The organism is Kitasatospora sp. NPDC058048, assembly GCF_042885555.1.
Lineage (GTDB): Bacteria > Actinomycetota > Actinomycetes > Streptomycetales > Streptomycetaceae > Kitasatospora > Kitasatospora lactacystinica.
Window position 1 is genome coordinate 1 of the sequence record NZ_JBHVRT010000019.1, and the last position, 9,986, is coordinate 9,986.

Consider the following 9,986-nt stretch of genomic DNA (forward strand, 5'->3'; position numbering starts at 1 on the left):
CGCCGGTGTCTTCCGGGGCTTGACGCCCTGTCCGACGTTTCAAACTCTAGCCGATCCCCGCTCCGAAAAGCGAATCCGACCGCAACCCAATAAAACGAGCACACCGAATACGCACCAGGCCACGACGCACGCAGGCGAAGCGACCCGGCCCGAACCGGGAAGTGGTGTTTCAGAGGATTGGCCACCCCGGGACCGTCCGCGCAGCTGCGTGTCCGGTGCTCCCTGTCAGGCGACTAGGAGACAGTACTCCTACTCCGGGCCCAAGCCAAACGCCCCTGCCCGGCTCCGCTCCGTCCCGTCCCCGCCCCACCCCCGGACGCCGATGAACGCCGGCGTTCATCGTTTGTCTACCGCCCTCCCCCAAGCTCGTGCCACACCGCGCCCCGAGGACCTGGCGGCGCGATCGCACGAGAGAACCACGAGGTACACGGGGACATGAAGACGATGAAGGCCCTCCGGCAGATCGCCCTGGCCACCGCCACCACCGCGCTCGCACTGGCCGGGGCCGTGGCCTCCACCGGCACCGCGGAGGCGGCGATCGACCGGGCCACCGACCACGTCTCGATCTGGGACGACGAGCCGCTCTACCCGGGCTGGTACATCGAGTCCGGCTCCACCAGGATGATCATGCAGCCCGACGGCAACTTCGTCGTCTACCAGTTCGGCACCGACGTCAAGATGGCCAGCAACACCGTCGGCTGCGGCTACAAGGCCGTCATGCAGGTCGACGGCAACTTCGTCGTCTACGCCGCCAACGGCTACGCCTGCTGGTCGTCCGGCACCGCCGGCCACCCGCACGCCAAGCTGACCGTCACCGTCAACGGCACCTCCGGCGTCTACTGGGGCGGCGGCATCATCCCCCGGCTCGCGCACTCCTCCGACCGCGGCCCCTTCTCCGGCCCGGGCTCGGTCTTCTTCTCCTCCGACCTCTACTGAGGTCTCCCCGGCGCGTCCCCCCGGAGCGCGAGCCAGCTGACCAGGTCGGCCACCGTCCACCGCGGCCGGGAGGCCAGCCGCTCCGCCGCCGTCCGCAGCAGCACCGGCAGGTGGCCGCAGAGCGCGGCCACCTCGGCCACCGCCTCCGGCTCCCGCCGGACCCGCTCCGCGCCGGCGATCCGGGCCAGCAGCTCGTAGGCGTCGTGCGGCTCCAGCGGTCCCACCGCCAGCCGCACGGCGTCCCCGGGCAGCGCGCCCGGCTCCGCGCCCGCCACCACCGCGGCGCAGCCGGGCGCAGCCGGCAGCAGCGGCCCCGGCTCGGCCATCCCGTCGAGCAGCACCAGCACCCGACGCCCGGCGAGCGCCGCGCGGTAGCGCGCGGACAGCTCGTCGAGGCCGGCCGAGGAGTCCGCGCGATCCCCCAACGCCCGCAGGAAGCCGGCCAGCACCGCGCCCGAGCCGCCGCCGCCCGCGTACAGCTGCCTGCCCGCGTACAGCTGCCCGTCCGGGAAGGCGTCCTGGACGGCGTGGGCGACATGCACCGCCAGCGCCGACGCGCCGCAGCCCGCCGGGCCCGACAGCCCCAGCACCGGCCTGCCGCCCGCCCGCAGCGCCCGTTCCGCCTCCCGCACCTGCGCCGCCCGCCCGACCAGGTCCGGAATGTCCGGCGGCAGCTGGCACGGCCTCGGCAGCCGCCGCAGCAGCACCGGGGTCTCGCCGCGCCGGATCTGCTCCGCCAGCTCGACCAGCGCCGGGGCGGGTTCGAGCCCGAGCTCCCCGTCCAGCCGCTCCCGCAGCGCCTCGTACCCCGCCAGCGCCTCCGCCGTACGGCCGCAGCGGTGCAGCGCCAGCAGGTGCAGCCGGTGTACCTCCTCGTCCTGCGGGTACGACGCCGCCAGCCCGGCCAGCGGATCCAGCGCCTCGGCGTGCCGGCCGAGCGCCAGGTCCAGGCCGAGCAGTGCCTTCACCGCCGCGAACCGCCCCGCCGCGAGCCGCTCCCGGACCCGCTCGGCGAACGCCCCGGGCACCCCGTCCAGGGCGCGCTGCCCCTCCCAGGAACCCAGTGCCCGCGCCAGCGACTCGCGTGCCCGCAAGGGGTCATGGTGACGCAGCGCAATGGCCTCGGCCACCGCGGCCTCGTAACGGAAGAGGTCCACCGCCGTGCGCGGCACCTCCAGCCGGTAGCCGCCCGCGGTCCCGACCAGCAGTCCGGGCGTGCCCAGGGCACGCCGCAGGCGGTGGATGTGCGTGCCGATCTGCCCGACCGGATCCTTCGGCCAGCGGGTGTCGTCCGCCCCCCACAGGTCCTCGACCAGCCGATCCGTGGACACCAGCTGTCCCGGCGGGATCAGCAGCGCCGCGAGCACGGCCCGCTGCTGCGGCCGGCCGAGGTCGAGCTCACGGCCCTCGCACCGGGCCCGCAGCGGACCCAGCAGGCTGAAATCGAGCCCCACCGCCCACCTCTCGAAAGACATCGATCCGGTACACAATCTGTGACAGAGAATAGGCCGCCGGGGTATGGGGGCCCCGCCGTCCGGCCGGAACTGGCGGGATCCCGGCACAGAACGGCTTTCGGGGACGGGACGGGGACGGGACATGGGTGACATCGGGGGGTCCGGACTGCGGTTCGGACTGCTGGGACCACTGCGGGCCTGGTACGGGGAGCAGGAGCTGGAACTGGGCAGGCCGCAGCAGCGGGCCGTGCTCGCCGTCCTGCTGGGCGCGGCCGGGCGGACGGTGGCCGTCCCGGTGCTGGTCGAGGGGGTGTGGGGCGGGGCCGCACCGGCCGACCCGCGCAAGGCCGTCCAGCTCGCCGTCTCCCGGCTGCGCGCCGCGTTCCGGCCGTACGCCGGGGACGACCCGGAGCGGATGCCGCTGGTCCGGGTCGGCGACGGCTACGCGTTCAAGGCGGCCGGGGCCGAGCTGGACTCGGCCGCGTGGGACGCCCTGCTGGCCGAGGCCCGACGGCTGCGCGACGCGGACGCGCCGCCGCAGGAGGTCCGGGAGGTGCTGCGCCGCGCCCACCGGATGTGGGTCGGCGAGGCACTGGCCGGACTGCCCGGACCGCACGCCGAGGCCGTCCGCGCCCACCTGACCGAACAGCGTGTCTCGGCCAAGGAGACGGAACTGGAGCTGGACGCCGACCTCGGCGACCGCACCGACCTCACCGCCGCGGCGGCCGCCCTCGCCCTGGAGCACCCCGGCCGCCCCCGGCTCACCGCCCTCCTGATGCGCGCCCTCTACCAGGCCGGGCGCAAGGCCGAGGCGCTCGCCGTGTACGAGGACGCCCGCGCCTGGCTCCCGCCGGGCGAGGACGGACCGGCCGGGCTCCAGCTGCGCATCCTGCGCGAGGACGCCTCCCTGCTGCCCGCGAACGCCACCGCCGGCCCGACCGAACCGGCCGCCGCCGAAACCGACAGTTGGCAGGCGCCCGACCAGCTCCCGTCCGGCCTGCCCGACTTCACCGGCCGCACCGAGGAGGCCGAGACCCTCGCCGACCGCCTCGCCGGCGCCGGCGGCCGGGCCGTCGTGGTCTCCGCCCTGGACGGCATGGGCGGCGTCGGCAAGACCACCCTCGCCGTGCACGTGGCCCGCCGGGTCCGCGACCGCTTCCCCGACGGACAGCTCTTCGCCGACCTGCGCGGCGCCGACCGCACCCCGCCCGACCCCGGCACGGTGCTCGCCGGCTTCCTGCGGGACCTCGGTGTCGACCCGGGCGAGATCCCGCCGGACACCGGCGAACGCAGCGCGCTCTACCGCTCGGCCCTGGCCGGGCGGCGCGTCCTGGTCGTCCTCGACAACGCCGCCACCACCGGCCACGTCGAACCGCTGCTGCCCGGCTCACCCGGGTGCGCGGTCCTCGTCACCAGCCGCCACCGGCTGACCGGCCTCGCCGGGGCCCACCAGCTGCGCCTGGACACCCTGCCGCCCGAGCAGGCGCTGGAGCTGTTCACCCTGATCGTCGGCGCCGAACGCGTCGCCGCCGAGCCCGGGACCGCCGAACAGGTCGTCCGGGCGTGCGGGCTGCTGCCGCTCGCCGTCCGCATCGTCGCCTCCCGGCTCGCCGCCGACCCCTCCCTCACCCTGGCCGCGCTCACCGAAGGGCTTCGCCGCGAGCACCGGCTGGCCGAACTCAGCGACGGCGAACGGACCGTCGAAGCCACCTTCGCGCTCTCCTACCGCCGCCTCGACGCCGAACTCGCCCGCGCGTTCCGGCTGCTCTCCCTGCCCGACGCCCCCGACGTCCCGCTGCCCTGCGCCGCCGCCCTGCTCGACCGCACCGAGGCCGAGACCGGAGAGCTGCTCGAAACCCTCGTCGACCTCAATCTCCTGCACTCCCCGCGCTTCGGCCGCTACGGGTTCCACGACCTCGTCCGTGCCTACGCCCGCGGCCGGCTCGCCGAGGAGGACGGTGCCGCCGAGAGCACCGCCGCCACCGACCGGCTGCTCGACTTCTGCCTCGCCAGCGCCCGCAACGCCGACCTCGCCGCCCGCAGGCCCGACCCGGTCGAGCTCAGCCTGCTCGACGCGGCCGTGTCCCACCCCGGCCGACCGGTCGCCGACGGCGCGCAAGCCGTGCGCTGGATGCGCGAGCAGGCCGAGGTGCACGCCGCCGTCATCGCCCTGAGCTGCGCCGACCCGGCCGTGCCGCTCGACCGCGCCGCCGAACTCGCCGACCGGATGAGCTCGGTGCTCGCCGAACGCACCCAGACCACCGTCATCGCCGACCTCGCCGAACGCCTCGCCGGTGAAGCCGAGGCCCGCGGCGACCACGGCCCGCACGCCCTCGCCCGGTACGTGCGCGGCTCCATGCTCTGGCACGTCAACCGCTACGCCGAGTCCGCGGAGGAGATCCGCCGGGTCGTCGACATCTGCACCGCCACCGGCACCGAACGGGTCCTCGCCAAGGCCCTGCTCACCCTCGGCGGCAATGCCCGCGTCCACGGCCGCTACGCCGAGGCCGCCGAGCACGCCGGCCGCGCCGCGGGGCTGTTCCGCCGCCTGGACGCCGGACGCTCCGAGGGCAGCGCGCTCGGCGAGTTCGCCTTCAGCGCGGCCCAGACCGGACGCCTCGACGAGGCCCGGGACGCCGCCGAACGCTGCGCCCGCCTGATGAGCGACTCCGGCCCGGTCTCCGCCGCGACCGGCCGCTACTACCTCGCCCGGGTACTGCGGCTGTGCGGCGACCCGGAGGCGGCGCTCGCCCACGCCGTCGGTGCCCGCGAGGAGTTCGCCGCCCTCCAGGTCACCGTCTTCGCCGCCGCGTCCGGGGACCTCGCCGCCCGCATCCACGCCGAGGCCGGCCGCTGGCTGCTCGCCGTCGACGCCGCCGAGGCCGTCCTCCCGCTCGCCCGCCGCACCAGCGCCGCCCTGGAGGCCGCCCTGCTGCGCACCCTCGGCACCGCGCTCACCGGCCTCGGCCGCCCGCGCCAGGCTCGGGCCTGTCTGACGGACGCCCTGGAGGTGTACGAGCGGCTGGGGCTCAAGGAGGAATCCGAGCAGGTCAGGGGGCTGCTGGAGCGGTAGACGCGGTATCAACGCGGAGGTGCACTACGCGCGTTGACCGACCGTCTACCGCAGTGCCGGAACGTCTCTCTCGTCAGGCCCCGGGCCGCAGCGGTTGCGGCCCGGGGCGACACCACAGACGAGAGGCGCAACCATGCCCACGCTCCCCCAGCACGGTCAGAACTGGACGCTCAAGTCCGCCAACGGAACCGTCGCCGACCTCCGCTCCAGCCAGACCACCGCCGGCACCGCCATCCAGTCCTGGGGCCCCAACGGCACCACCGCCCAGGGCTGGACCTTCTGGGCCAAGGAGAACGGCAGCTTCCTCCTGGAGACCCTGCTGACCACCGGGCGGCACGCAGGCGGCCAGGCCATGGTCATGGACTTCAACTACTCCATCGGCCAGACCTGGCTCTACAACGAGCACAACCAGCCCAACCAGCACTGGTGCTTCGAGCCCCTCGACAACGACTGGGTGCGCATCCGCACCACCCGCACCAACGACGGCATGCTCTTCCTCACCGCCGCCGCCCCCGGCTCGCCCCTCACCCTGGCCAAGCAGGACGACGGCAACCCGGCGCAGCGCTGGCAGCTCGTCCCGGCCGGGAGCGCCGGCAGCGGCGGCCAGCAGCAGCCCCAGCCGCAGCCCCAGCCCCAGCCCCAGCCCGGCGGCGGCGGTGACTTCCGCACCGAGATGCTGAACTCCGTCAACGCCGAGCGCGGCCGGGTCGGCGCCCCGCCGGTGCGCCTGGACGACCGCCTCAGCGCGGCCGCCCAGCGCCACGCCAACGACATGGCCTCGCACGACCTCACCCAGCACAACGGCACCGACGGCAGCAGCCCCTGGGACCGCATCGCGGCCGCCGGCTTCTCCTCGCGGGCCTCCGCCGAGAACGTCACCCCGAGCAACAGCGTGCCGGAGGCGATGCAGATGTGGATGAACAGCCCGGGCCACCGGGTGAACATCCTCAACCCCGACTACAACTTCATCGGCATCGGCTACGCGCCCCGCCAGCGCGGCAACTGGGGCCGCTACGTGCAGACCTTCGGCAAGGCCTGAGACCCCGACCGGCACCCTTCCAGCAGCAAGGAGTCCCTACCCATGTCCTCGAACGCGGCGGACCTGATCCGCATCGCCCGAGACGAGGTCGGCTACCACGAGGGCCGCAGCGGCGGGCACTGGAACAACATCCAGAAGTTCTCCCCCGCCGTCGCCGGCCTGGAGTGGTCCCAGGGCGAGGCCTGGTGCGCCACCTTCGTCGCCTGGTGCGCCGAGCAGTCCGGCAACGACGGGCGCTTCCCGGTGAGCGCCTCCTGCGCGGAGGGCGTCGCCTGGTTCAAGGAACGCGACCGCTTCACCGAGTACCCGGTCATCGGCGGCCAGGTCTTCTTCGGGCCCGGCGGCGGCAGCCACACCGGCATCTGCGTCGCCTACACCAGCTCCACCATCACCACCGTCGAGGGCAACACCAACGACGGGGGAAGCTCCGAGGGCGACGGCGTCTACCTCAAGACCCGTGAGCGCCACTCGGACTGGGTCCACGGCTACGGCATCCCGGACTTCGCCGAGGGCGTCGTCCTCGCCGATCCGCAGTGGAAGGACCGGTCCGGGGCGCTCTACTTCGGGCAGGAGGCGTCCGCCGACGACAGCCCCGCCGGCGGCGCCCCGTCCGGCACCGCCCCGGCGGCCGGCGGCGACGGCGACGGTGGCTACGAGCCCTTCCCCGGCGCCGGCTTCTTCCACGACGGCCAGAACAGCGACGTCATCACCCGGATGGGAGAGCGCCTCGTCGCCGAGGGCTGCTCCGCCTACGCCGAGGGCCCGGGGCCCGAGTGGTCCGGCGCCGACCGCGAGTCCTTCCGCAACTGGCAGCACAAGCTCGGCGACTCGGGCGCGGACGCCGACGGCGTCCCCGGCCCCAAGCAGTGGGCCGCGCTCGCGGTCCCGCGCGGCTGACGCCGGGCACACGGCACACCCACCTCACCAGAAGGAGAAACCGATGAGCACCATCACCCGTACCCGCAGGCTCCTCGCCTCGGTCGGGACCGTCGCGGCCGTCGCGGGGGCGGTCGTGGCGGGCGCGCCCGCCGCACAGGCGGCGCAGGCCGGCGCCTGCGACCTGTCGCCGTCCGTGGGAGGCATGACGGCCGTGAACAACGGCTCCGGGGCCGGCGCGCTCGACCTGTTCCACAACGTCGAGGCCAACGGTCAGCCGATCATCATCTATCCGGCCAACCAGTCGCCCGCGCAGACCTGGTCGTTCTGGAAGTACTGCGACGGCACCACGGCGATCTCGCACGGGCAGGGCAAGGTCGTCGACCTCGACACCGGCTCGGGCGCGGTCCGCCTCTGGGACACCCCCGGCGGGCTGGACGGCCTCAACCGGCCGACCGGCGACTGGATGCCGGCCAACCAGAAGTGGCTGCTGACCGACAACGACCGCGGCTGGTACATGATCATCAGCGCGGCCACCGGGCAGTGCCTCACCTCCAACGGCGGCGGCCAGGCCACCGGGGTGACCTCCTGCAACACCGGCGACCCGGCCCAGCGCTGGCTGCTGGGCTGACGAACCACCGGGCCCGGTCCGCTCCTCGACGTCGAGCGGACCGGGCCTATCCTCGTCCGCGTGCCCCTCATCAGCCTGCACGACCGCGCCGCGCTCGCCGCCCGCTTCCGCACCGATCCGGCGCTGCACCTCTTCGAGCTCGGCGACCTGGACGACACCCTCTGGCCCAACACCACCTGGTACACCGCCGCTCCCGACGCCGGACACGGACCGGTCGCACTGCTCTACAGCGGCGGCGACACTCCCGTCCTGCTCGCCTTCGCCCGGCCCGCCGGCCTCCCCCCGCTGGAGGCGCTGCTGCGCGACCTCCGCCCCTTCCTCCCCCGCCGGTTCACGGCCGGGCTGCCGGACGGCGCCGAGCGGGCGCTCGCACCCGACTACGCGGTCGAGCGCCGGACCCCGCTGCTGCGGATGCTCCTCACGGCGGAGCTCCCGGCCGAGGACACCCACGAGACCCGGCCGTTGGGCCTCGCCGACGTCGACGGCGTCCGCGCCCTGCTCGCCGAGTCCTACCCCGACTCCTGGTTCGACCCCCGGATGCTGGCCGGCGGCGGCTACGTCGGCGTCCGCGAGAACGGCCGGCTGCTGGCCGTCGCCGGAGTGCACGTCCACTCACCCGCCCAGCGGGTCGCCGTGCTCGGCAACGTCACCACCCACCCCGACGCCCGCGGCCGCGGCCTCGCCCGGGCCTGCGTCACCGCGCTCTGCCGCCGGCTGGCCGCGAGCACCGACCACCTGGGCCTGAACGTCCGCACCGACAACGCCCCGGCGATCCGGCTGTACGAGCGGCTCGGCTTCACCACCGTCGCCACGTACAACGAGCTGGTGCTCGGCGCCACCTCATAGGGCGCGGTCCGGTCCGCCGCGGCCCGGATCGCGAGCGACCGGTCACGGCTCCTCCACGCGCCCCTCACCCGCCCCGCACCGGCGCCCCACAGCCCCCGCACCGGCCCCGGGCCGCGCCTCGCCGCCGCCCGGCCGGGCGGCGGATCACGAGTCGATATCCCTTGTCACAGCCGCGCCAGGGACTCGTCACGAGCGTGTCAAAGCGGCGCCGAACCCATGGTCCCGATCGTTCGCGCTGCGCTATGAACGTCCCTCAGGAGGACCGCCGGGACCGGGGGTCCGCAACCACGGGGGATCCACACGTGAAGCCCATCCGCAGCAGTCGCCACGCCCTGGCCCTGGCCTCGCTGGCCGCTGTCGGCGCGCTCACCCTGACCGCCTGCAACGACGACGCCTCGTCGTCCGACACCGCGACGACCCCGCCGGCGACCGGCGCGCCCGCCACCCAGGCCGCCTCGCCGAGCGCCGCGGCCACCACCCCGGCCGCCCCCGGTTCGGCCTCCGTCCCGGCGGGCGGCACCGCCTCCGGTACGGCCGCCGCGCCCGCGCCGGCCGGCAGCGCCCCGGCGGCCGGGACCACCCTGAAGCTCGGCGACGCCGCCACCATCCCGTTCAGCTCGGGCAGCACCAAGGGCACCATCGCGCTCGCGGTCACCTCGATCGAGAAGGGCGACCCGGCCGACCTCACCTCGCTCAACCTGGGCGACAAGGCCAAGGGGCTGGTGCCGTACTACATCCACTACAAGGTCACCAACGCCGGCAGCACCGACCTGTCCTACACCAGCGTCAACCACATGAAGGGCCTGCTGGCGGACGGCACCGAGGCGCAGGAGCTGATGGTCATCGGCTCCTTCCCCAAGTGCAAGAGCGAGTCGCTGCCCAAGGGCTTCACCAACGGCCAGTCCGCCACGTCCTGTGCGGTGGCGATGTCCCCGGAGGCCTCCAAGGTCGCGGGCGCGGAGTACTGGGGCGAGCCGTACACCCTCGGCAAGGGCCTCAACTGGAAGTGATGCCCGGGTGGTCCGGGCGGGGGCGGCGCACGGCCCCCCCCCCCCCGCCCAGCCCCCCCCCCGGCCGGCAGCCCCCGGCCGGCGGGGACGGCGCCCCCCACGCCGACGCCCCGTGGCTCCC

General features: G+C 74.8%; 8 protein-coding genes. 7 read left to right on the top strand and 1 reads right to left on the bottom strand.

The window, feature by feature from the left end; all coding sequences use genetic code 11:
• The first annotated feature begins 435 nt into the window (after positions 1-435).
• Positions 436-936: a hypothetical protein gene (locus ACFVVA_RS20840; protein WP_387691455.1), complete on the top strand. Its 501-nt coding sequence runs from the start codon at positions 436-438 to the stop codon at positions 934-936.
• Here ACFVVA_RS20840 and ACFVVA_RS20845 read toward each other — a convergent pair.
• Positions 930-2,411 (bottom strand): BTAD domain-containing putative transcriptional regulator, encoded by a 1,482-nt coding sequence (locus ACFVVA_RS20845; RefSeq protein WP_387691457.1) that lies wholly within the window; start codon positions 2,409-2,411, stop codon positions 930-932. The genes ACFVVA_RS20840 and ACFVVA_RS20845 overlap by 7 nt on opposite strands.
• Positions 2,412-2,532: 121 nt before the next feature.
• On the opposite strand from ACFVVA_RS20845, the gene ACFVVA_RS20850 reads away from it, so the two are divergent.
• From ACFVVA_RS20850 to ACFVVA_RS20875, 6 genes are all read left to right on the top strand, one after another.
• A complete protein-coding gene (locus tag ACFVVA_RS20850; protein ID WP_387691459.1) occupies positions 2,533-5,463 on the top strand; it encodes a BTAD domain-containing putative transcriptional regulator in 2,931 nt (976 codons plus the stop codon).
• 133 nt (positions 5,464-5,596) lie between these two features.
• Complete coding sequence (locus tag ACFVVA_RS20855) at positions 5,597-6,502, top strand: CAP domain-containing protein (protein WP_387691461.1); 906 nt, start codon at positions 5,597-5,599, stop codon at positions 6,500-6,502.
• Positions 6,503-6,544: 42 nt separating this feature from the next.
• Entirely contained in the window at positions 6,545-7,399 is an 855-nt protein-coding gene (locus ACFVVA_RS20860) for a peptidoglycan-binding protein (protein WP_387691463.1), read from the top strand.
• A 43-nt stretch (positions 7,400-7,442) separates the two neighbouring features.
• The gene (locus ACFVVA_RS20865; protein ID WP_387691465.1) at positions 7,443-8,009 is read left to right on the top strand and encodes an RICIN domain-containing protein; all 567 of its coding nucleotides are present in this window, start codon (positions 7,443-7,445) and stop codon (positions 8,007-8,009) included.
• Between the two features lie 60 nt (positions 8,010-8,069).
• Positions 8,070-8,855 carry a GNAT family N-acetyltransferase gene (locus tag ACFVVA_RS20870; RefSeq protein WP_387691467.1) on the top strand — a complete coding sequence of 262 codons (786 nt, stop codon included), beginning with the start codon at positions 8,070-8,072 and terminating at the stop codon, positions 8,853-8,855.
• Between the two features lie 302 nt (positions 8,856-9,157).
• A complete protein-coding gene (locus tag ACFVVA_RS20875) occupies positions 9,158-9,865 on the top strand; it encodes a hypothetical protein (RefSeq protein ID WP_387691469.1) in 708 nt (235 codons plus the stop codon).
• Positions 9,866-9,986 lie beyond the last annotated feature (121 nt).

Excerpts from the sequence above, each read along its gene's own strand:
- ACFVVA_RS20865 (WP_387691465.1), top strand. The coding sequence starts at position 7,443 with ATGAGCACCATCACCCGTACCCGCAGGCTCCTCGCCTCGGTCGGGACC.
- ACFVVA_RS20840 (WP_387691455.1), top strand. The coding sequence starts at position 436 with ATGAAGACGATGAAGGCCCTCCGGCAGATCGCCCTGGCCACCGCCACC.
- ACFVVA_RS20850 (WP_387691459.1), top strand. The coding sequence starts at position 2,533 with ATGGGTGACATCGGGGGGTCCGGACTGCGGTTCGGACTGCTGGGACCA.
- ACFVVA_RS20855 (WP_387691461.1), top strand. The coding sequence starts at position 5,597 with ATGCCCACGCTCCCCCAGCACGGTCAGAACTGGACGCTCAAGTCCGCC.
- ACFVVA_RS20860 (WP_387691463.1), top strand. The coding sequence starts at position 6,545 with ATGTCCTCGAACGCGGCGGACCTGATCCGCATCGCCCGAGACGAGGTC.
- ACFVVA_RS20845 (WP_387691457.1), bottom strand. The coding sequence starts at position 2,411 with ATGTCTTTCGAGAGGTGGGCGGTGGGGCTCGATTTCAGCCTGCTGGGT.